Here is a 21,897-nt window from a genome sequence, read left to right as displayed (position 1 = left end):
TCGCCTTGCCAGCATCTCCAGCACTGCACCCATCAGCGCCGGGCTGACATCCCGCCCGGCCATCACCTGGTGGCCACCAGCCAGGGTGATCGACAGATTATAAAGGGGAGTGGATCCACCAGGGGAAAGATCCGAGGTGATCTCTACGGGGAGAAAATCAGGCATATCCTCCTTCACCGGTTCAGGATCAACGGCAGCTTCGGGAAACTTCCTGCGCCAGTCATAGATCTGGGACGGATCAACATCATGCAGGTCTGCAACTTCCCGGACGCTGGTACCAGGTTGGGCCGCCTCCCGCACAATCTGCTTCTTGGCGGCCATGCTCCATTGCCGGCCGCGCTTCCTGCCATCTGTCATGGTCAAACCCTCAGTCCTCTGAAAACCTGTGGCTGAACCTGACTGTATTCGCAAACAGCTACAAGGTGGGGTTTACCGGGCGCTTACGTTGATGACACAGTTGCCCCGGAATCTCACAGTTAGTGACATCTAAATAAATGGCCGCCGGATATCATGAACTCCGCTGTGGTTCCATCATTACCCATGCCAATTGCGATAGCCGGACCTCCGATTCAGATTAATATCCGCTGTGGGCATGGCTTTGGCCAAAGTGACAATACTGGAAATGCCGTTCGAACGGTGGCCGGTACTCTCTTTGAAAAACCCTCGTTCCCCTGAGACTGCTCAGACGCTTTTGCATAGGATCCAGCCATACACTGTCGCAAATTGATGCGTCATTTTGAGATGGCTTTCGCCATCCTCCGTCAGCTGGTCACACAAAACATCTTAAGATCAACAACTTAAACAAGCTTCATACTTGGCCCGCCAATTGCGACCTCCTTAAGCAAACAGTGAGGAGAAAAGCAATGTCCGGTTACCTTCATCATGAAGATCAGAGCTTCGCTGATTTCCAGGCGATGCTGGTCGAACGTTCGGCTCAGTTCAGTCTGCTGGCTGCCACTGGTCCCATCTCTGAATTAATCGACTCCGTGGAAGAAATCGCGGACATTCCGGCCGAACTGGGATGGAGGCATTGATCATGCGCAAGCACAGACATGCCCCCGAGTTGGGCAATCGCCGATATCAGCGGGACCTGGCCAGCGGTTTGCAGGAAACGCTCGGCCTTGATGATGCGGTCCGGTTTTGCGCCGAGCGGGGATGGCAGGGAACACTGACTTTCCTGCTCAGCATGCGCTCAGAGCAGCAAAGCGTGATTGTGGGAGAAGGATAATGCCCCTTGACCTGCACGCCCGAAACAACTCGGTCCATCGGATGCAATGGGGCCGGTGCCGAGACAGGATTGCCGCCTCAAACCTTTATCATTCTCCCGTTGGCCCGCGTTCAAATATCGGGGTCCAAAGGCTCGACAGGTTATTGGAGTTTTTCCAGCCCATGGCAAGGCTGATCGGGTTGGATTGGCTGGGCCGCCATTTCGGTCGTCGGGTGCGGTTGGCCCAACATGACTTCCAGCTTCCGCGCTTGCCGCAAGCATTTAGGAACTTCCGCCTGCTGCACATCACCGACCCGCATTTTGACATGGATCCGGACATGGCTCAGGCAATCATCAATATCTGCAACGATGTGGAGGTGGATCTCTGCGTTTTCACCGGAGATTACCGGGCCGGGAACGATGGAGCTTGCGAGAGCATTTATCCAAGCTTCCGCTCGCTGATAGGCGGGGTGAAAAGCCGGTATGGATTCTGGGGGATCCTTGGCAATCACGACGGCACCGAAATGCTGGAACCCTTAGAGGCAACCGGGCTCAAAATCCTGCTGAATGAAAGCGTGGATCTTCCGATCAAGGGACAAATACTGCGGCTGACCGGCCTGGATGACGTGAACTGTTTTTACACAGAGCAAGCGGATATCGCGCTGGATGCCGATCAGTCCGACTTTGCAATCGCGCTGGTTCATTCACCGGAAATGGCAAGCAGGGCCGCACGCGCTGGATACGGGCTTTATCTTTGCGGCCATACCCATGGCGGCCAGATATGCCTGCCCGGCGGCAAACCGCTGATCACGCATCTTCATTGCGAGAAGGATCTTTATGCCGGGCGCTGGCAGAGAGGCGACATGACAGGCTTCACCAGTCCGGGCGCCGGCATGTCAGGCCTGCCCTATCGTTTTTTCTGCCAACCGGAAGTCTCCCTGATCACTTTAACGGGAAAGGACTGAAAAGCATGATTGTTCACAGTTTGAAATTGGTTCGTAACCTGCTCCCGGGCTTGATTCTGGTGTTTTTGCTGATGCCCGCCGCGCTGGCGGGCTCCATTCCCGTTGGGAAACGGGCCGAGTTGCAACTGGTGCTGCTGGGCCATATCGAGGCAAATTCGAACAGTGCGGGCAACCGGTACAGGCATTTCAGCGGCACCGAGACCGCACCCGACTATTACCAGTTCAGCAAACTTCATCCCGTCATTTTGCAACGGGAGGGTGCCTATGTCCTTTGCGCCGACTTCATCAGTGAAACCGGCGCTTCCGTTGAGATGGATTTCATCTTGGTCGCGGATCGCCGGGGTTATCAGGTGACACAGGTTATTTTGAACAGCCGGAAAACCATCATGGGTTATTTCCGCACCTTCTCCGAATGAGCCTTTTGGCTCACTCTGCATCAGTTTGGGGACAGATAGAATGCGGTTTGGAATTTTGGGAAAATTTGCTCTGGTTTCGGGTCTCATTTACGGATTGATCCTGGTTATCGGGTTCACCATCGGCGGCAACTATCTGCGCACGCATCGCATGTCCGAAGAGATCACCAGCCTGGCGGCCTCAGCCCATGCGCTGCGCAAAGCCCTCCCTCCCTATGTCCATGACAAAAACGAAACTGCCGTGCGCAATCTTTTTCAATCGCTCAGCGGCAACCGCAGTGTCGATTGCCTCTGGATTGAACGGGGAAATGGCGTGGTTTGGATTGTCTGGCCATCCCTTGATTGCCAGGCGAAGGCCAACTTGTCCTCCGCTCATCTGATCAGTCTTCCCGTTGGCAATACCGGCAGCATGCTCAAAATGCGGTATTCCGATGCCTGGATCGAGGAAAAGCTTTATCGGGAACTGAGCCTGATCGTAATCATCAGCCTGCTGGCCTGTCTCAGTCTGCTCTTGCTGACATCCCTGATTTTCCAGATGACCGTTGGCCGTGGCCTTTCGCACATTACCCGGGTGATCAAGGCGCGCCGTGATTCCGGTTCTGCAAGGCTGGCGCGATGGCAGTCCGGTGATGAGATCGGTTTGATCGCGCGAATGTATAACGAGATGTTGCGCGAAGAATCCCGACGACGCGCCCAGTCGTCAAAATTGCGGCGGGACAGGGATAACGCGGAAATCAAGGCCACAGCAAAGTCCGAAGTGGTGGCCAATATCGGTCACGAACTGCGCACACCGCTTGCAGTTTTGGAAGGGACCGTGCGACACCTGACACATCAGCCTCACTCGCTCAATCAGGCCAGCCATTTTTCAAAATTATCAAAATCCTCTCTTCAACTGAAACGACTGTTAGAGGATTTTCAGATCCTGGCGGATCTGGACCATGCCGATAACGGCCCGACGCACAGCAGTTTCAGCCTGGCCGACCTTCTGGAAGAGATTTCCGAAGATCTGCCGACACAGGCTTTTGAGGGAGCGCCGGATATCAATATTCATGCGGACCGAACCCTCATCCGCATGATCATTACAAAAACAATCAAAATGATGTCTGCCCCAGAGGAAAGCCACGCCCCCATCCAAGTCACCGCTTCCACCGGAACAAAACCGCTATTGATCTTCCGTTTTTCCGGGCACGCTTTTTCAAATGACACCGTTGGAGAAGACCCCTATCTGATGCCGTTTAAGGCCTTTGCCGATATTGGTGATCAGGACAAGAAACAAAATCATGACATGATTTTGTTAGAGAAGCTCCTGCACAAAACAAACGGCCGCCTGTCGCGCGACGCGTTGGCTGACGGTGCGATAACCATTCACCTTCCTATCGAACTGCTGGATGTAAACCTGCCGCCCAAGCCTGCGCAATCACATACGCGTGGAACGATCATGGTGGTGGATGACAGCCCCACCAATCTCTTCATCATCGAGGATTTGCTGGTTCAAGCTGGCTTTGATGTCAAATGCTTCAACAGCGCTGCAACCGCGATTGAACAGTGTGATAAGGGCCGGTTCAGTGCGGTCTTCATGGATCTCAGCATGCCCGGAATGGACGGCTATGAGGCAACGGCCGCTCTCCGGCACAAGCTCGGTGCCGACATGCCCCCAGTCATTGCCCTCACCGCCCATGTCTCACTGGAAATCCGGCAACGCTGCAAAGAGGCCGGCATGCGCGGGTTCCTCTCCAAGCCGCTGGACGAACAGGCGGTCCTGGCCACACTGACAGAATTCCTTACCGCGCCATGCCAAGAGAGGATCAAGTCAGTTTCCTAAGGGCCGTTTCCGTTTCCTCACATAAGGTGATGAGCTGGTTCCGCAGATCATCCAACGCCTCCAACTCTTCATTTTCGGCCTTCAATTCCAAACGTGCGGCAGCGGCGGAAACGGCTGGCGCACCGAAATTTGCAGCGGCCCCCTTTAACTGATGGGCCAGACTGCCCAACTGTTCCGACGTTTCGGGGATTTGGGCGAACTGTTCTCTAAGCGCGCCCAGTTCTTGTAGAAAAATAGAAGAGATCATTTCGAACTTATCCGGAGCGAGTCTGGCCTGGATAGAGTTGATTTTTTGCATATCCAGTAATCCCTGAATATTGCCGGGCGCTTGGTGCTGGCCCGGCAAATCGGCCTCTTCCCCGACTTTCCCCGGATCCATCACTTTTTTGATGGCATGACCCAGGCTGGCTTCGGAGATCGGCTTGGTCGTGAAGCCATCCATGCCGGCTGCCGCGCATTTTTCCTGATGTTCGCGCAAAACATTGGCCGTAAGCGCAATGATGGGGATCTGTCCCTTGGGCGGATCCAGCGCCCGGATCTGCCGGGTGGCTTCATAGCCATCCATAACAGGCATCTGCACATCCATCAGGATCAGGTCATAATCAAATGCCATACACAAGGTGACCACCTCTGCGCCATCAGAACAGATGTCCACCAAATGCCCCATCTGTTCCAGCATCATTTTCACCAATTCCTGATTGGTAAGGTTATCTTCGGCCACCAGGATCCGATAACTCTCTTCAAAGCAGACATCTTCTTCCTCTTCGGTCCGCATATGCGGTGGCAACAAAGCCGACGCGTTCTGACCCAGCATTTCCAGCAAGCGCATGAGCATTGTCCGGTAACGGACGGGCCGTGTCAGGCAATGGTCGATCAAGTCGGGATCGACCAAAGATTCCTTCATTCCCTCAATCAGGACAATTTTCAAATCCCCCAGACGGCGGCGTAACCCAGAAAACAGAGTTGCGGCCGAAACCTCAGTATCCACCAGCAGCCCGTCATCAATAATCAGGATGGTTGGTTGATCTTCGGTCTGGTTTCTTTCAGATAACTGCGCCAACGCGTCGAGATCCACGACGGTTTCGATCCTGCCGCCAAACGGCTTGAGCTGCTGACGAACCGAATCAGCATAGAGATTCTCGGGCAGAGCCAGAATAAAACTGATCCCGATGATCTCGTCCGGGAAAACCAGACTGACCGGATCTTCCTGCACACGCTGCAGCTTCAATGTGGCGGTGAAGGTTGCGCCACGACCAAGATCGCTTTCAACGGTCAATTCCCCCTGCATCAGCTGGCAGAGCTGCCGACTGATGGCGAGTCCCAGCCCCACACCCTGTCCTCTGGGCCCTTTGTCACCCACTTGTGAAAACCGACCGAACAGATTTTCGTGTTCTTCTCGGGCAATGCCAATCCCGGTATCCTGAACCGTGATGGCGAGCAGGCAATGCTCTCTTGACTGTTCGATCACTTCCGCGCCCAGCCTGACGCCGCCGCTGTTGGTGAATTTAACTGCATTGCCCACCAAATTGGCGATAACCTGCCGCACCCGGCCCGCATCGCCGATCAGAATGGGCGGAACAGTGACATCGGCGAACTGAGACAAATAAAGCCCCTTTTCACGGGCATTCGCCCAGAAAAGCTCCACAACATCTTCCAACAGTTCATGGATGCTGAAACGGTTATCCTCAAGAGAGATCTGATTGGCTTCCAGTTTAGAGAAATCAAGAATGCCATTGATAATCGAGAGAAGCTCATCACCGGAGGCCCGGACGGTTTTCAGCAGATGTTTCTGCTTAGGAGTCAGTTCTGAATTCATCAGCATACCCGCCATGCCGAGCATGCCATTCAACGGGGTGCGGATCTCATGGCTCATATTCGCCAGGAAGGTGGATTTTGCCTCATTGGCAGTTTGGGCCTGGGCCAGTGCCTCTTCCAGTTTACCGGTGGCTTCCACGCGTTCGGTGATATCCCTCAGGTAGCCGACAAATACCGACTGACCATCCTGAACCCCCTCCGCCACAAAAAGCTCCACCGGCAGGATTTTGCCATCGGATCGGACCGCGGAAAGCTCGAGCCTTTGCCCCAATACGGGCCCAACCCCGGTATTGAGATAATTCTCCATGCCTTTGGCATGGGCCTCTCTGAATTCTTCGGGAATGATCAACTCTGCCATGTCCCGGCCGATCACCTTGCGCCGCTTATAGCCAAAAATCTGTTCAGCAGCCGGATTAAATTCGATCAGCTTGCCATGATGGTCAATCACCAGGATCGCATCCATTGAGGCATCGATCATGGTTTTGAAACGATGCTGGCTGGCCTTGAGATCAACTTCCCGTTTTTTCAATTCGGTGATATCGACCCGGAATCCGACGACGCCCCCTTCGGCCGTGCGGCTTTCTTCAATCCTGAGCCATCGGCCATCCGGCATTTTCTGTTCGATCGGGCCGGGCGGGTTCCGGTGCATGGTCAAACGACTGGCAAGCCATTCTTCTTCCCGGCCCCGGGCCTCTGCATATTGGTTATTATCCAATCCGAAACGAAGAATATCCTCGAATGATGCCCCTTCACGGATCGCTTGCGCCGATTCAGGATAGGCCTGCCTGTATTTCTCGTTACAAAATACGAGATGGTCATCCTCATCGTAATAAACAAAGGCATCAGGGGCCGCCTCCAGGGCTTCCTTCAAACGCCGGATATCTCTTTCCAACAGTTTGTGCCGACCCTGCAATCTCCTGGCCCAGCCGATCGACAAAACAAGCCCAAACCCGAAAATGACAGTTCCCGCCAAGGCGAGAGCAAGAAATATTGACGTTGATCCCATGTCGATCTTTCCGGTGACCTCCCCTTTTAACGGCCGTCAAAATGCATCATACAACCGATTTCCGAAGAATTTCGATATTATCTTCAATACGTTCCTGAATGAGGAGAGATTTCAGATGATCGATGGTGCTGCAAGTCAGCGCCTGCCCCTTGGGCAACAGCAATTGTCCACGCAGGGTTTTTAGGTCAACCGCAAGCCTGTCTCCCGGCAGCAGCAGGGACACGCGACGCTTGAGGCGCACAATGTTTGAGACCATGCCGGAAGACTGCCCCATAAGATGATCAACAAGGCAACGCGCAATCTGACGTTTGATCGGGGAACCTTCTTCCCCCCCCGATGCCATAAGAATGGTTGCGGCATCCTGCGGCGGCATTTTTTCCATCAGCCAAACAGCATCATGGCAAAACTTGAGGATATGCGGCCCGTAGCGATCGCAGCTGTTTTTATCTTTGCCGCCTGCCAGCTGAAAGGCCGATTCAACCATATCGCCAATTGCGGCAAGCTGCGGCATTTTCCGGAGCATCTCCCTGGCATAGTGCGCATGGCAATTGAACAGGTGCCACTCCTCATCACTTAACTGCTCACAGACACTGACCTTGTCCATGACCCCGTGGGGGACCTTCAGAAACCCGATCCACAGCAATGATCCGGCCAGCCGGATCTGCCAGGGTTTTTCCGGTTTCAATTCATCCACCAGATGATTGACCAGTTCCTGCAGGCGAAGACATTTGGGTTTCAAATTCGGCAGTTGGCTGGTCAGTGTTTCAAACAGCACCGCAACAAAACCGGTCAGAGTTCGCTCCAGAACTTCGGCCTCGATCTTTTGGCGCTGTGCCAGAAGGGCACAATCCTCCACCGCATACAACAACTCCGAAAGCTCTCCGCCTTTGTTAAGATAACGATGTACCTTTCCCTGCCGGATCGCGGCTTGCGCACTTTCAAGACTGGCATTGCCTGTAACCAGGATTGTGGCAATATGGGGGATCAACCCCTGGATATCAGCAGCCAGATCCAAACCATTTTGCGCCCCCAGCATCAGATCACAAATCAGGATGTCAAACCGGGGGCCTTCATCGACTTGCCTCTTGGCTTCTTCTGCCGACAGAGCGGTTGCAACGCAATAGCCATCCTCCAGCATACCTGCCATCAGGGCCAGGGAGGAGGGAGAATCATCCACGATCAGGATCGAGGTTTTATCCATCATGGCCTCCGGCGTTGAGACCGTTTCGGTTAAGGATATGGCTGATGGTTTCATGGGCATCCTCCTTTAATCGAACCCAGTTTTCAAATTCTCCTTCTACACGGTCAGGCATCCGCGCACGAAGGACGGCGATCTCATCTGCGGCTTCTTCTTCCAGCCACGCCAACCAGGCGGCATCTTCCTGCGCCAGCGCCAGTTCAATCAGCCGCCGGTCCAGAATGGGAGCTTTTGCACAGGCCGAGCGGCTGGGGTGGACCAGGAAGACATCCCCTTCCCGGCCATCGGTCGGATCCAAAGGATGCGCGGTTGGCATGAAGGCATGCCATTGAAGATATCCCCCCGCGCCAAATAGATAGGCTTGAAGACCGGCAGCCAGTTGCGGATGGTCCATGTTATAAAGCCAGACCTGCTTGCCCATTTGACCGGCCCGGTCAAACAAGGACCGGTTAATGCCAAAGCCCTGATTGGCGATCAGGATATCGAAATGTTCCATCAATGCCTGCTGGCCGGGTGCATTGAGATGCCCGGCCAGACGAATTGCCGGATTGCGAGCACGCATTTCTGTCGCCGCTATGCCGATGGCAGGGAACTGCCCTGGCACGGGTTCATCCGCGATAGACCAGGTCACCTGTCCGCCGTATGAAGCCACGGTCCGGCTCACAGCTGCCAGACGGTCAAAGGTTTCATCCTGTCCAAACAGCAGTCTCAAATCCTTGGGCTGGGCATAAGAAAAAGCGGTAAACCCAGTTCTGCGAGAGACCTCAACCATGGCCGCCGCCATCACGTCCGTTGCCCGCAATTGATCCGGTTTGGAAGGAACCGCGATATCCTGGAGGTGAAAATCACGCAGGATTTTACGGAAACACTGCGATTCAGCAGGCACCTGGTCCGGAAACCGGTTCGCCATCGGCAGCTCTTCCAGATAGGCCGAAATGAAATGAGAGGGTGCCGGCCGATCAATATCGACGGCCCGAACAGCAAAACTAACCACGGTTTTGCCTTGCTCGGTCACCCGCCCCCGAAACAGTCCGGCAGGCAAATTGTCCTCATTCCTCAACCGCAACAGATAATCTCCCGGCGCAAAAACGGCCGTCCGATCGACCGGATCCAAAATCCGTGAATCCAACGTAAGGAATTCTGCATTGGGACTAACCCTGCTCAGGCTCCCACTGATCCGCCAAACATCCACGCTCAGCTGCGCCCCGTTGTAGGCAGGCGCATGAAGGTGAAAGCCAACCGACGTCGCAGGCAGGCGCAGATGCAAAAACACCAGGCCGTCCCGCGCCAAAAGCCCGGATGGTTTATTCTCCGGCAGGATTTCCTCCCACCGGTTGGGTGTTTTGATGACCGGCCAGCGACTGTCGTAACGCTCTTGGCGCTGATATTCGATTGTTTTCAGTGACCCCGGTTTATCGATAGGCACCAGCACCAAACCCGCAAGATGGGTAGCGGCCGCCCTGTCACCGGCAAACTCGATATCAATCCTTCCCGTGTTTGTTTGAATGTCCAGGATGACCGGGTCACCTCGATAACGGCCCAGACCCATCCAGGCGCTGCCCGCAGGCGTGTTTTCCGCCCCCGGCAGCTTCCGATAGCGTTCTGCCAGCCATTGCCCGATGGTCCGCCGGTCATATGCGCGGATTTCTCCATTGATTTTGATCCGGCGTTCCAAATGATGGGGCAGTGTTTCCCACTCGCCCGTATCTTCCATCCACATCATCAACAGGTAACGTCCCGGTTTCGCCTGGAGGTTCAGACCGGCGATGCCGCTGACACCGTCACCGATCAAAACGTCACTGTAGGGGCGGCGGGTTTCTGAACAGTTGCGCACACATTCGAGGCGCGGATCAGAAGCATCGATATGTTCAAAGCCGGGGAAGACCGGACTGCCAGCAGGACCAAAATCCAGGGCAATGACATCGCCCGGCAACGGCGGCGCCACCGCTATATCCAGCGCCAAGGCAATATCCCCAGCATCATGCTCCCTTGCAAACAGAGTGACGATGATGGGCTGATCAGCGGGGAAAGCCGCACCATTGCTGCTCTTCAACCCCTGGAGCGGGAAATACAGTTTAAAACGCCCCGGCTTAACCCAGCGCTCGGCATTAAAGCGCGTCGCGTAGCTGTTGGATCCCGCATGTTCAATTTTAATGAAAAGAGGGATGGCCACTGCCGCTGAATTCTCGCCTGAAATCTGCAGCTCTACGCCCGGTCCGATCGAAACCGCGGCCAAAGTTTGATGCTGCAGGATTTGGAACTCTTCCCCCGTCCCACTGGGATAGGAGTATTTCCAAAGGCCAATCAGCAACAAGATGAGAAATGCCAGCGGGCCAAGATGTTTCAAATAAACCATCTCAAAAACTATCCGTCATGAAGGAAGCCTGGCGCAGACGGGGTGCTACCAACGACCAGATTTTCCGGCCGATCCCGCCCGCCTTGGAGAATTGCCGTTCCAGCTCTTTGAACAGGGATGGATAAATCTGATCATTCAGCACGGCACCGGCGAGGCAGATCTCCGCGTCGACCAGTTGCTCCACCGCACGGGCTATGAGGTTTGACGAGGTCTTGTTGCTGGCAACCACAAGAACGGTGCTGGCAAAATGCGCGGCCAGCATCTTTGTCGGAATACCGTTGAGATTGGGCCTGCAAAGGCAGGGGGCATCGGCGATCACCAGATCATAGTCTTCCAGCATGCTTGCCAGCGCTTCCTGAATGATTTCCGGTTTTCTCGTTTCCACGGGAAAACTCTGGCGGTGCGGTGCCGGCAGGAACGAAAGTTTGGTGCCCGAGACCGTGAAGATATCCCGTTCGATATCCAACTGGTCCAGTCGCCAATCGCTTGTCGGGAGTTGCAGAACTCCGTTTAAAAAGGGCCGGTAGGTGTTGAATTCCATCAACAAAGTGCGACGTCCGCTGGCTGCGGCCTTTTGGGCGATCGCGTAGGCGATAGTTGAAACCCCCTCCCCACGGTCGGCGGAGGTGAACAGGATCGTGCGATGATCCTTTGCCACGGTCTTTGCGTAGATCGACGCGGTTTCATCATATTCGATCGGCAGCGGGGCGACATCATGGAGGCGGCTCATGATCAAAGCCCTCCCAGCAGGGCGAAGACAGAGGTGATCGACACCACGTCCCGCACACCATTCATGAAAATCTTCCAGTCGCTTTGCTCGATGCTGGGCACATAGACCGTATCGCCCGCGCGGATCACGGGCAGGGAACCGAAATCCCCTTGGCGTGCGAAATTCACCAGATCAAAGGCCTGTGCCTTCGGCTCGCCCTCCACCAGATTCACCACGACAATCTTTTCCGCCCAGGCATCGGCAGAAGGGCCCCCGGCTTCCGCCAGCAGATCCAGGATGGTCATGCTGTCATCGAACTTGTAGCGGCCGGGAGAACCGACAGAACCGATCACCCGAACCATCTGGCCGGACGGAACCTCAGTCCAGTCCCGGTTCCGGGACGGCACATAGATCACATCGCCCGGCAGAACACGCGGCAGCAGGGTTTCATCGCCTGTTTCAAAATAGAGAGAAAGGTTCAATGGCGTGACCCGACTGTCGGAATGGCCACGATGGGTGACCCGGATATTCTGGAGATCCGCATCGGTGCGCGGGCCGTCCGCAGCCGCAATGATATCCAGGAAATGGAGATTATCATTGAAGGCATACCGCCCGGGGGAGCCGACAGCCCCCATGACATAAATGGACCGGTCTGAGGCCTGACGCACCCATTGCGCCTTATTATCGGACGGATCTCGCGGCAGTTCCGGGATCATCACCGTATAACCGGCTTTCAACACAGGCAGATCAGAAAGCGCGCCGCCATGGTCGATGAATTTCTGCAGGTCAAAGTCAATGGTGCTGGCTTTGCCTTCACCGGTTTTCAGGATTTGAAGCTTGGACATATCCGCCTGGCGTGTCGGACCGCCCGCATGGGCCAGCAGATCCAGCATGGACATTTCGTCAGACCATTCATACCGGCCGGGACGCACCACCTGGCCGATGATCTGGATCGCGCGTTCCGGTGAAATCTTGAGCCAGGATTTTTCCAGCTGATCCGCCTTCTCCGGCACGAAAATCGCGTCGCCTGGCTGGATCACCGGAACCTGATTGGTGCCCCGGCCTTCCGTGTAACCGCCAAGATCAAACGGCACCACCTCACCATTGGCACGGATCACGCGCAGCTGGCGGGTTTCGGCATAGCGATTCGGCCCGCCCGAATTGGCCAGGATATCAAAGAAGGATGCGCCTTCGGTCATTTCAAAGGCACCGGGCTTGGCCACCTCGCCCATCACATAAACAGTGCGACCGCCTGACTTGACCTCTTCCACCCGGATCGGGACATATATGGTCGAACCCGGTCGGATTTCCGGCAGGCTGTCCTTATCCCCTGTATCCAGATACTGCTTCAGGTCGAACAGGGCCGGTTCATCCCCATTCATCACCCGGATCTTTTCAACACCGGCATAGCGGGTCACACCGCCAGCCCGCATGATCAAATCAACAACCGACTGCCCGGTTTTATAGGCAAAAGAACCCGGGCTGATCACTTCCCCGAAAACCTTGACCGCCGTGCCGTCTTCCGTGCCGTCGCCGGCAGCGGTCAGGGTTTGCGCGTCAAAATTCACCTGCACATTGCCGATCAACGGCGAGGCCGGGACAAAAACGATATCCTTCGGTTTCAGGGAAGGCAGAATGGCAATATCGCCGGTATCAAGATATTCCTTGTAATTGAAGGTCACCACCAGACTGCCGCGGCGCAACTGCAGCCGGTCCAGCTGCGCGCCCTGCTTCAGTCCGCCAGCCACCTGAATGGCTGTTTGAATGTTGGCGGTCGCCGCCAGGTCCACTTCCCCCGGCTCGTTCACCAGGCCAAGAACCTGGATCAGCAAACGCCGGTCAGAGAGGGAAACCTCCAGACGGCCAAGATCCCGATAAGCGACCGACAGCCGGTCCCGAATGGTCTGCTCCGCCTCACTTAGCGGCATGCCCGCCAAGTCAATCTCACCAACTTCCGGCAGAATGACTGAGCCATCCGCACGGATTTGGAACGCCTGGTCGAATGCCTCTTCACCGGGCAGAAAAATCTTCAACACATCACCAACCTGAAGCGGCTGGTTTTCCGTGGGAGCCGCCTGTGCGATAGAGGCTGCACAAGCAAAGGCAATCCCGATAATCAGTTTCTTGAACCAATGCATTGCAGTGCACATGGCTGTTCTCCTCACAATTTGGGATCGGTCACAGATCCCTGGGTTCATCTCGGTCATTGAATGGATAAATGCGGTTCCGGATGCGATTCAGGCGCTCTTTCAAGGCAATCAGATCCTTTTCAGCCTCACCAAAAAGATGACCAGCAATCTCGCGACGGATCCGAACCGTCTTTTTCTGCGCCAGGTTCACTTCGGCACGGGCCTTTCGATCCGCACCGTCGGCGATCATTGCTTCCAATGCCGTCTCAAGAACCATGAGCCGGTCAAATAGACGGTCCCGGCGACTGTCTGTCACCTTGCTGAAAACCGCATGCCTGGCGGCCGGTGTCCGTTCCGCCATTCCACCACCGCGCTCTGGCGGCCATACCGGGCTGGAACAGGCGGAAAGCACCGCCAGGGTCAGAATTGTTATAATGCCCCGCATGATCAGGCCGCCTTTTGCTGAACAGCTTCTTCGAGTGCAATGCCTGGCAGCGCACCGGTCTCCGCGATCGCTTCAAGACCGAAAATTGAGGCAACCCCCAGACGGTTCAGGAACCCAAGCGGCTGGACCTGCACATTGGCAAGCTCCAGGGAGCGGCCGGTTTCAGTCAGCCGTTTAAACAGATAGCTCAGCAAACCCAGTCCAGAGGCATCCATGAAGGGGACATCCTTCAAATCCAGCACAATATGTTCGGTTTGGAGGGTGGCGAGTTCCGCCCCCAGGTCGCGGTTTGCCGAGATAGACACCGCATCCAACGGGCCGGACAGGCTAACATTTTCAGAAGTGTCGGTTTGATAGGTGAGTGTCAGCATGATGTTTCTCCTTTTCCTGCCAGGTAAGGAGCAAGGAGAGTGCCATTGATTTTATTTATATTTTACAATGACTTATTGACTTCCTCAAACAAGATGGGCCTGTCAGTTTGGGGCAGTGTGTCAAAATGACATAAAAAAGAAGGGAGAGGCTGCAACCTCTCCCTTCCATAGGGGCGAACGCTGGTGAGGAGGATCAGCGCCCCCGCCCCAAAGCCATCACCGCAATGGTATCCCAGACGATCTGGCAATCTGTCCGCAGCCAGTCCGATACCCGGTGGGTTTTCAATGCATAAACATGGTCGTACAGCGCCTTGGTACGGGCCTCTTCAACCGTTTCGGTATAACCCTGAACCGTCTGGGCAAGCCCAGTTATGCCCGGGCGAACCCAATAGGTCCGGTCGGCGAAGAACGGTATTTCCCGGTCCAGCTGCTGGTAAAAACCCGGCCGTTCCGGCCGCGGGCCAATCAGGGACATGTCACCTTTGAGCACATTGATCAATTGCGGCAGCTCATCCAGACGGGTTTTTCTTAAAAAACGGCCAATGGTGGTGACACGCGGATCTTTCTGTTGCGCCCAAACCGGCTTACCGCCTTTTTCCGCATCCTGGTGCATGGAACGGAATTTATACATTTTGAAAATCTCGGTTCTGTCCGGCAGCGCCCGTCCGATGCGTTCCTGCGCAAATATCACAGGCCCCGGACTGGTCAGTTTTATCGCCAAGGCAATCATGGGAAACAGCGGCAGCAATAGAACCAAGCTCACCAGCGCGATCAGAAAATCGACCATGCGTTTCAAGCGGCAGGTCAACGGCTGCGCCAGGTTCCCCCCCTGAAGATCAATCCACTTTGTCTTGGTCCAGCCCTGATGGCCAAGCCGGCCAAATTGAAGCGCGCCAATCATGGAGCACCAATGCCCCAGCAGCAAATACCGGCCCATCCTTGCGATCGCGCCAACCGGTCCCGGCAGGGTCTCTGCCAGCGCGGCAATCGTAACCCCCAGCCAAAACAGCAGGCAAGGCACCAGCCAGACCGGATCAGCCAAGGCTGCCACCGGCAGTAGAAGTGCCAAGGCCAAAAATGCCGGCCCCATCAGAACCCTCAGAATTTTTCCGGAGAGAAAACAGAAACCATGACTGGAAAACAGATTGCCCAGCAAGGGCTGGGACAGCAGGGTGATCTGCTGCAGATTGCCCGCACCAATACGAACACGTCGTCCCATATCCTGTTTTTCACTATCCACCGCATTTTCCTGAATGGCGATATCCGGGTCATAGACGGCAAGCCCCCCTTCCTCCAGGAGGATCTGCATCGGGATCACGAAATCATCGTTGATCGTGCCATCAGGCAAAGGGCGGAACAAACCGGACCGGATGCCGTAAAATGCACCATGGGCTCCGCACAGTGCGCCCAGGGCATTCTCTCCCCGTTTGATGGCCTGCTGCAGTTTCCAATAAACCTTTTGGGCAAAACCGGCTTCCTCCGGCAAACCATAGCCACCGGCAACCACCTGTACGGACGGATTGGCGAAATGGTTCGCCATTGTTCGAAGACTGTCGCGCGAGAGAATGGCGGAAGCATCCGTCATGACCGTGATGTCTTCCTGAACGGTCGGCAAAAACATGTTCAGACGATTGACCTTGCCCAGGTTGCGAACCCCGGGAATAATCGCAACTTTGAGGCTGGAAGCTTCACGCAAAGCCTGTTTGGCCGTTCGAATGGTGGAATCGTTCGAGCCATCATCAAGGATGGTAACGGCCAGTTTTTCCCTGGGATAGTTCAGTCCTGCAAGGGAGCTGATCTTCCTGCCGATTTGGCGGGCCTCATTGCAGGCCGGAATGACAATATGAACGGTGGGAAGCTCCTGTCGAATTTCATCGGCAGGACTGCCCTGCTTCCGTTTCAAAACAGACAGGCCGATCATCATCATGGGATAAAAAACATGATGATACAGTACCAAAGCAATCAGGATCAGAAGCAAAACAGTCATCAGCTTGCCCTCCTCAGGCTCTGTGATGGATTGGTCATATGTTCGATGAAACGGCCGAGCCCTTCTTCCAGCGAGACCAGGGCGCGGATATTTGCCCTATTGGAAAACCCGCCCGGGTCGCCAACGGATCTTCGAATATCGCCGGCCCGTGCCGCTTCATGGATGATTTCCGGATCACGCCCATAAAGGTCTGCAAATATGCGGATCAAACCGTTGAGGGTTTCGGAGATGCCGGTGCAGGCGTTGAAAACCGGCGCAGACACAGACGCTTGGCGCATGGCGCATAAAAGCATCGCGACAATATCAGCCACATAGATAAAATCGCGGCTTTGCGTGCCATCCCCGAACAAGGTTAACGGCTCACCGCGCTGCATTTTTTCGTTGAAGATGGAAATGACACCGGAATAGGGAGAATGCGGATCCTGCCGCGGGCCGTAAACATTGAAAAACCGTAAGCCAAAGCTTTTCAGACCATGAACGTGACCGGCAACCGCCGCCTGACGTTCATTAGTCAGCTTGTCCAGCCCATAGGCTGACGTCGGGTTTAGGGGCGCATCCTCCGACAGGGGCAGGGTGCCGCTCTGCCCATACACCGCGGCAGAACTTGCGTAAACGACCGGAATCCCGAGCTGCGCAGCCTGTTCAAACACCTGCACCGTGCCGAAACAATTCACTGCGTGGGTGGCAGCCCAGTCTTCGTTGCATTTCTGAACCGATGCAATGGCAGCGAGATGGAAGATGCCGTCGATCTTCCGGCAGGCTTTGTTCAACATACCTGCCTCCAGAATGCTTCCTTTAATTATGGGCGTATCCACTGGAAGATTTGATCGTTTCCCGCTGCTCAGATCATCCAGAACAACCAATTGATCACCGCGCTTTTTTAACGCGTCACAGAGATGGGAGCCGATAAAGCCGGCCCCGCCTGTCACCAGATAGCGTGCCATATCCAATCCTTTCAAAAGTTCTGGACACACCGGCCGCAAATATCTCGCCAAACTGGATAAGTTATTGAAAAGTATTAATACCCTATCTTCACAGATAAAATGCCACGCCACCGATTCTCATTTTGGGACAGCATGTTGATGGAATGGAAATGAGGCTGTCCCAAATTGCGTCAGATTCAGCCCTTTTCGGGGCAAATCCGCTTGGCATTCATATTGCGGAGACCCTCTCAGCACATTCCTGAGGAGGAAGAAATGAAGCCAATTGCCTTGCTGCTGGATTCAAGATCGATGGGTGGGATAGAAACCCACGTATCTGTATTGGCGAAGGAGCTGACGCGCCGCGGTTTCAGGGCGGATGTATCATTCCTGCGCGACTATGGCCCACACCCCATGGATAAAAAGTTGAACCGTTGGAAAATGGCCGCCCGGAAATACCGAGGCAGCCTGCATTTCCTGTGGTCCGTGCTGACAGATCGTCCGGCATTGATCCATACACACGGCTATAAGGCAGGCCTCATGGGGCGCCTTGCCGCCAGACTCGCAGGCGTTCCGGTCGTTTCGACCTATCATTCTGGTGACCCGGGCACCGGTCGGGTCCGCTGCTACAGTTTGATTGACCAAAAGACCGCCTGGCTGGCGCAACCGATCGCGGTGAGTGAAGAGATTGCAAAAAAGCTTCCGCCCAAGACTAGGAAAATCAACAATTTTGTCCCAATGCCTGCCGAGGCCACCGCGCCAATAACCCACTTTCAAAAAGTGGCCTTTGTCGGCAGGTTATCGGAAGAAAAAGGCCCGGATCGATTTTGTGAATTGGCAAGCCTGCTGCCCAATATACAGTTCGAAATGATCGGCGACGGCCCGATGCGAGACGAGCTGCAAGAGAAATACGGTCAAACCGTGCGCTTTCGTGGTGCCGTTTCCGATATGGATGATCTTTGGCCCGAAATCAGCCTGCTATGCATGCCGTCGCGAAAGGAAGGCCTGCCGATGGCAGCCCTTGAGGCAATGGCCTGCGGCATACCGGTCGCGGCCTTTGCGGTAGGAGGGCTGCCCGAATTGATCCGGCATGAAGAAAACGGGTACCTCGCCGCGAACGGAGATACCAAGCATCTCGCGGCCCTCATTCAAAAGCATGCCAATTTGGCTTCAGGTTCCCTGAAGGAGCTATCATGCAAGGCGGCCGAAACCATCGCGAACCGCTATCCGGCGGAAAAATCCATGAACCAGATCCTCGAGGCCTATCATGATGCCGGCCTCAAACTTTGACGACAATGCCGGGTTCGCCCGGCTATCCCTGTTGGTGATCGCCGGTTGCCTGCTCAACGGTTTTGCCAAACCGTTCCTGGCCTGGCTGACGGCACCGGACATCGTGGACCAAAATCTCGGCCAGCATTTATTCGGCATTCAGCCCGTCACATTATTCGCAGCCCTGCTGGGACTCTGGCAATTATTGAAATCACCATTTGCCCTGAAACCATCCAGGGCAGATCTTTGGGTGGCAATCATTGTCATGGCCCTCTGCCTGCTGCCCTTTGCCAGAACCGCCTGGTTCGCCCTCGCCCTGTTTTCCGGCTGGGCCTGTTTCCGACTCAAAGGCAACGCGCAAGGGTCGGAAACAGGGTATGTCATTCTCCTGGCTGTCAGCCTGCGGGATCCAATCAGCGTCGCCATGCTGGACTTATTTTCGGATGGTTTTTTAACCTTCGACGCCTGGGCTTCGGGCAGTCTATTGAACCTGTTCGGTGACACTATCACCGTCCAAAGCAATATGTTCAGCAATAGCGACGGACATAGTGTTTATGTCCTGACCGGCTGCGCCTCTTTCAAGGATATCTCCTTTGGGCTGTTGATCTGGTTCAGTGTTATTCGCACTTCAGGCTCCAGGCCTCTGTCTTTCTGGTTCAGCTGCGGTGCCGCCCTGGCCCTTTGCCTGATGTTCATTAATATCGTCAGACTGGCCTTGATGGGATTATCGCCAGCCCATTACAGCTTCATTCATGACGGGACAGGCGCGCAGATATTCCAGGGACTGCTGATCACCATTATCTTTCTGTGGATCCTGATTGGAAACCGTCATGCAAAACCTGCTTAAAAAGTGGTTTCCGTTCTTTCTGGCCTTGGGTCTATCCATGGCTGTCCTGATCAAAGTCTGGGCCTTCACAATGGATCACCAGTCCCAGAATCAGGATCATCTTCCGCCCGGATGGCAGGACAAGCCATGGGAGCTGGTCCGCGAAGTGCCACTCACCATCGATCACAGCCGGACCGCCGATCTTTATGCCGCAGCAGGCTGTCAGGGATATCTTCTGGTGCATCGTATCGAACGCAACGCGGAAGACGCCGCCTTGTTACTGAACTGGCCGGTTAAAGTCAGTTTTTACTGGGATGGGAGATATCATGACTCTTTCCCATCCATCGGTTTCTTTTTGGAACGGACCTTGGCCAAATTCCGGTTTGCCAATGCCCCCGCTCCTGAGGTTCTGGCCATTGGTGAAAACGGCCGTTGCGGGCTGCTCACGGGCTTGAAACAGGCTGCTGCAAAACGCAACAGTCCTTCATTCTGATGCATTTCCTTGCATCTTCTCTTTCCTTCAACGACGAAATTGTCATTATTATCAATGCCTTAAATTAAGGCCCGTTTCTTGCTCACTCACCCCCCAGATGTCTTTAATCCAAGTGGGGAGAGAACCATGTGTGGTATTGTCGGAGTTATCAACGGTGCGACCGTTGCCCAGCAACTGGTCAGCGGTTTACGCAATCTGGAATATCGCGGGTATGATTCTGCCGGCGTCGCAACCCATACCGGCAGTGGCATCTGGCGGCATCGTTCTACCGGTAAGATCAATGAGCTGGAACAGAGCCTGGCGTCCGTCCTTGAGGACGGCCCTGCCGGGATTGGTCATACACGCTGGGCAACCCATGGCATTCCGAGCCAGGCCAATGCGCATCCGCATATGTCCGAAGGCATCGCCGTTGTTCATAACGGCATTATTGAGAATTTCGCCAAACTTCGGGATGAACTGCAATCCAACGGTGCTTGCTTCACCAGTGAAACCGACAGTGAGGTCATTCCGCACCTGATCGCCCATTATCAAAACCAGGGCATGGATGCCATTCATGCCACACGGGCGGCCATGAGCCGCCTGGACGGCCAGTTTGCTCTGGCGGTGCTGTTTGAGGATATGCCGGGCACCGTCTTGGCCGCCCGGCAGGAAAGCCCGCTGGCTCTTGGCTATAATGAAAAGGAGGCCCTCATTGCCTCTGACATGCTGGCTTTCGCCGGACATACCGATGCGGAAATGCATCTCGGCAATGGCGATCTCGCTATCGTGCGCCGCGACAAGGTCATCATCCTGGACCCGGATTTCAAAACAGTTGATGCCCGCTGGACAGAAAACAAAACAACCGGTCAGGTACAATGCCTGAACGGGCATGATCATTTCATGCACAAGGAAATCCATGAACAGCCTGCGATCCTGTCGGACCTGAACGGTCATGACGACCAATGGTGCCAGATGATGGCACAGATGCCGGATGCCATGGTGAAGGCGCAGCATATTTCTGTCGTGGCCTGCGGCACCTCCTACTACGCCGGAATGACTGCCCGCAGCTGGTTTGAGAAATATGCCGGCATTTCCATCTCGGTGGAATTTGCGTCTGAATTCCGCTATCGCGCGGGGGCGATCCGCCCCGGTCGCGCAGGCCTCTTTATCTCCCAGTCCGGAGAAACCGCAGACACCCTGGCTGGCCTTCGCCATTTCAACAATCACGGTTGCCCAACCATCGCTGTGGTCAATGTTCCCACCAGCGCCATGGCCCGGGAAGCAGAAATGGCCGTCCCGACACGGGCCGGCAGTGAAATTGGTGTTGCCTCGACAAAGGCATTCACGGCACAGCTGGCGACCCTATTGCGGCTGGCCATCGAACTGGGCAGCCGAAACGGCACCCTTGATACCAAGAATTATAGGCGCATTCGCCGGGAAATGGAGGAGATGCCCAACCTGGTCCGGGAGGTGCTTTCCAACGAACATATTATCAAGTCCGTGACATCATTGCTCGGTGACTGCACCAGCACCTTGTTTGTCGGGCGGGGGGACTGCTACCCGCTGGCCCTGGAAGGTGCGTTGAAACTCAAGGAAATCTCCTACATTCATGCGGAAGGGTTTGCCGCCGGGGAACTGAAACACGGCCCGATCGCCCTGATCGACGAAAACATGCCTGTCTTCGTTCTTGCCCCCGATACCCCATTGCTGGTTAAGACCAGTTCAAACGCCCGGGAAATTGCCGCCAGAAACGGCAAGCTGTTCGTATTAACCGACGATGATGAAGCCGCCGGTTTCAAGGGAGAGAAAGGTGTCGAGTTCATCAAGATGCCGCCCTGCACCGAGGATCAGATCCCCTTTGTCTATGTGACGGCGTTGCAGCTGATTTCGTATCACGCTGCCCTGGACCGCAGCGCCGACGTGGATCGCCCCAGAAACCTGGCCAAATCGGTCACCGTCGAATGAAGCGCGAACAAGGAAATCGGTC

19 protein-coding genes are annotated in these 21,897 nt (G+C 55.1%); 9 read left to right on the top strand and 10 right to left on the bottom strand.

The features are described from left to right. On the bottom strand, positions 1 to 357 hold a 357-nt coding region (tnpA, locus tag DFP90_RS21655; protein ID WP_147301099.1), incomplete at its 3' end, for an IS66-like element accessory protein TnpA. 506 nt (positions 358 to 863) lie between these two features. On the opposite strand from tnpA, the gene DFP90_RS23005 reads away from it, so the two are divergent. From DFP90_RS23005 to DFP90_RS21640, 5 genes are all read left to right on the top strand, one after another. Further along, positions 864 to 1,034, top strand: coding sequence for a hypothetical protein (locus tag DFP90_RS23005; protein WP_181905510.1), 171 nt, complete (start codon positions 864 to 866; stop codon positions 1,032 to 1,034). 2 nt (positions 1,035 to 1,036) lie between these two features. Further along, the gene (locus DFP90_RS23000; protein WP_181905509.1) at positions 1,037 to 1,228 is read left to right on the top strand and encodes a hypothetical protein; all 192 of its coding nucleotides are present in this window, start codon (positions 1,037 to 1,039) and stop codon (positions 1,226 to 1,228) included. A 161-nt stretch (positions 1,229 to 1,389) separates the two neighbouring features. Beyond that, positions 1,390 to 2,172 carry a metallophosphoesterase gene (locus DFP90_RS21650; RefSeq protein WP_181905508.1) on the top strand — a complete coding sequence of 261 codons (783 nt, stop codon included), beginning with the start codon at positions 1,390 to 1,392 and terminating at the stop codon, positions 2,170 to 2,172. Between the two features lie 5 nt (positions 2,173 to 2,177). After that, positions 2,178 to 2,588 (top strand): hypothetical protein, encoded by a 411-nt coding sequence (locus DFP90_RS21645; protein ID WP_115939457.1) that lies wholly within the window; start codon positions 2,178 to 2,180, stop codon positions 2,586 to 2,588. A gap of 40 nt (positions 2,589 to 2,628) precedes the next feature. Continuing rightward, positions 2,629 to 4,407, top strand: a complete 1,779-nt coding sequence (locus DFP90_RS21640) for an ATP-binding response regulator (protein ID WP_115939455.1) — start codon at positions 2,629 to 2,631, stop codon at positions 4,405 to 4,407. On the opposite strand, the gene DFP90_RS21635 is transcribed toward DFP90_RS21640, so the two are convergent. From DFP90_RS21635 to DFP90_RS21595, 9 genes are all read right to left on the bottom strand, one after another. After that, the gene (locus tag DFP90_RS21635) at positions 4,391 to 7,135 is read right to left on the bottom strand and encodes a hybrid sensor histidine kinase/response regulator (protein WP_181905507.1); all 2,745 of its coding nucleotides are present in this window, start codon (positions 7,133 to 7,135) and stop codon (positions 4,391 to 4,393) included. The two genes, DFP90_RS21640 and DFP90_RS21635, sit on opposite strands and share 17 nt — an antisense overlap. A gap of 139 nt (positions 7,136 to 7,274) precedes the next feature. Next, the gene (locus tag DFP90_RS21630) at positions 7,275 to 8,483 is read right to left on the bottom strand and encodes a response regulator (RefSeq protein ID WP_181905506.1); all 1,209 of its coding nucleotides are present in this window, start codon (positions 8,481 to 8,483) and stop codon (positions 7,275 to 7,277) included. Next, positions 8,422 to 10,782, bottom strand: coding sequence for a hypothetical protein (locus DFP90_RS21625; RefSeq protein ID WP_115939448.1), 2,361 nt, complete (start codon positions 10,780 to 10,782; stop codon positions 8,422 to 8,424). The genes DFP90_RS21630 and DFP90_RS21625 overlap by 62 nt, the downstream gene beginning before the upstream one ends. Position 10,783: 1 nt before the next feature. Further along, positions 10,784 to 11,512: a P-loop NTPase family protein gene (locus DFP90_RS21620; RefSeq protein WP_115939446.1), complete on the bottom strand. Its 729-nt coding sequence runs from the start codon at positions 11,510 to 11,512 to the stop codon at positions 10,784 to 10,786. A gap of 2 nt (positions 11,513 to 11,514) precedes the next feature. Beyond that, complete coding sequence (locus tag DFP90_RS21615; protein WP_218044773.1) at positions 11,515 to 13,641, bottom strand: SLBB domain-containing protein; 2,127 nt, start codon at positions 13,639 to 13,641, stop codon at positions 11,515 to 11,517. A 28-nt stretch (positions 13,642 to 13,669) separates the two neighbouring features. Next, a complete protein-coding gene (locus DFP90_RS21610; RefSeq protein WP_115939441.1) occupies positions 13,670 to 14,065 on the bottom strand; it encodes a hypothetical protein in 396 nt (131 codons plus the stop codon). Between the two features lie 2 nt (positions 14,066 to 14,067). Then, positions 14,068 to 14,436, bottom strand: a complete 369-nt coding sequence (locus DFP90_RS21605; protein WP_115939439.1) for an STAS domain-containing protein — start codon at positions 14,434 to 14,436, stop codon at positions 14,068 to 14,070. A 193-nt stretch (positions 14,437 to 14,629) separates the two neighbouring features. Beyond that, positions 14,630 to 16,423, bottom strand: coding sequence for a sugar transferase (locus tag DFP90_RS21600; protein WP_115939437.1), 1,794 nt, complete (start codon positions 16,421 to 16,423; stop codon positions 14,630 to 14,632). Beyond that, on the bottom strand, positions 16,423 to 17,367 hold the full coding sequence (locus tag DFP90_RS21595) for an NAD-dependent epimerase/dehydratase family protein (protein ID WP_115939435.1): 945 nt from the start codon (positions 17,365 to 17,367) through the stop codon (positions 16,423 to 16,425). Before DFP90_RS21595 ends, DFP90_RS21600 begins: the two co-directional genes overlap by 1 nt. Positions 17,368 to 17,619: 252 nt before the next feature. Here DFP90_RS21595 and DFP90_RS21590 point away from each other — a divergent pair, with 252 nt between their 5' ends. From DFP90_RS21590 to glmS, 4 genes are all read left to right on the top strand, one after another. Then, complete coding sequence (locus DFP90_RS21590) at positions 17,620 to 18,633, top strand: glycosyltransferase family 4 protein (protein ID WP_115939433.1); 1,014 nt, start codon at positions 17,620 to 17,622, stop codon at positions 18,631 to 18,633. Next, positions 18,611 to 19,459 carry a hypothetical protein gene (locus DFP90_RS21585; protein WP_115939431.1) on the top strand — a complete coding sequence of 283 codons (849 nt, stop codon included), beginning with the start codon at positions 18,611 to 18,613 and terminating at the stop codon, positions 19,457 to 19,459. Before DFP90_RS21590 ends, DFP90_RS21585 begins: the two co-directional genes overlap by 23 nt. Before the next feature lie 37 nt (positions 19,460 to 19,496). Next, entirely contained in the window at positions 19,497 to 19,931 is a 435-nt protein-coding gene (locus DFP90_RS21580) for a hypothetical protein (RefSeq protein ID WP_147301098.1), read from the top strand. A 126-nt stretch (positions 19,932 to 20,057) separates the two neighbouring features. Further along, the gene (gene glmS, locus DFP90_RS21575; RefSeq protein WP_115939427.1) at positions 20,058 to 21,875 is read left to right on the top strand and encodes a glutamine--fructose-6-phosphate transaminase (isomerizing); all 1,818 of its coding nucleotides are present in this window, start codon (positions 20,058 to 20,060) and stop codon (positions 21,873 to 21,875) included. Positions 21,876 to 21,897: the final 22 nt, after the last annotated feature.

Origin of the sequence: Aestuariispira insulae (genome assembly GCF_003385955.1) — a bacterium.
GTDB lineage: Bacteria > Pseudomonadota > Alphaproteobacteria > UBA8366 > Aestuariispiraceae > Aestuariispira > Aestuariispira insulae.
The sequence above is the reverse complement of the archived record's forward strand: the minus strand, read 5'-3'. Positions and strand labels throughout refer to the sequence as shown.